Raw genomic sequence first — 938 nt, forward strand, 5'->3', positions numbered from 1 at the left:
ATTCAGACGTTGTTTAAAATTGCTCATGATTCTCTCCTTTGCAAAGGTATGCAAAAACTAACATTTAGAAATGTAAATGATGAGTAAAAATGATGTGATCTAAAACTCATTTTTGATTAAAAATTAAACTTAATTAAGGTCCTTATTACTTGCTTTTATTTGTTTAAACTAATAAATACAAAGGCTTAAGTAATGTTTTTGTGGTTTGTTGACTTAACTTGTCAAGTGTTAATTAAGTGTTTAATCTGATTTTGCATTCGTATCCAAAAGCATAAAAATAACCGTTCGTCAGCCTCAATGTTCAAGGAGAAACCCAATGGCACGCATTTTAAAAAACGGAATCACTGAAGAAGCATCAGCATCAAATGACGCAAAAGTGCGTCAGATTGTCGAAAACATTCTTGCTGATATTGAATCGAAAGGTGATAGCGCTGTACGTGAGTTGTCTGAAAAGTTTGATAACTGGTCGCCGGAGCAATTCCGCCTGTCAGAAGAGCAAATCCAAGCCTGTGTGGATGCGCTTGATGAATCGACTCGTCATGATATCGAGTTCGCTCAGCAACAAGTTCGAAACTTTGCTCAAATTCAACGTGACTCAATGAAAGACGTCGAAGTAGAAACCATGCCTGGTGTGGTACTGGGGCATAAAAATATTCCAGTAAACAGCGTGGGTTGTTACATCCCTGGTGGAAAATACCCATTGGTTGCATCCGCTCACATGAGTGTACTGACGGCGAAAGTCGCGGGCGTAAAACGTGTTATTGCTTGTGCGCCTCCGTTTAACGGCCAGCCGAACGTCGCGATTGTCGCTGCGATGGCAATGGCGGGTGCGGATGAAATCTACTGCTTCGGTGGTGTTCAGGCGGTAGGTGCAATGGCTCTTGGTACAGAGACTATTGCGCCAGTCGATATGATTGTAGGGCCGGGTAACGCATTTG

Annotated in this window: 1 protein-coding gene; it reads left to right on the top strand. The window is 41.7% G+C overall.

Annotation, left to right across the window (positions count from 1 at the left end; translation table 11 throughout):
• Positions 1 to 316: 316 nt before the first annotated feature.
• Positions 317 to 938, top strand: a 622-nt coding sequence (locus IQR33_RS16865) for a histidinol dehydrogenase (RefSeq protein WP_193843869.1), incomplete at its 3' end; no start/stop codon positions are given.

This window comes from Vibrio sp. OPT46 (assembly GCF_015163535.1).
GTDB lineage: Bacteria > Pseudomonadota > Gammaproteobacteria > Enterobacterales > Vibrionaceae > Vibrio > Vibrio alginolyticus.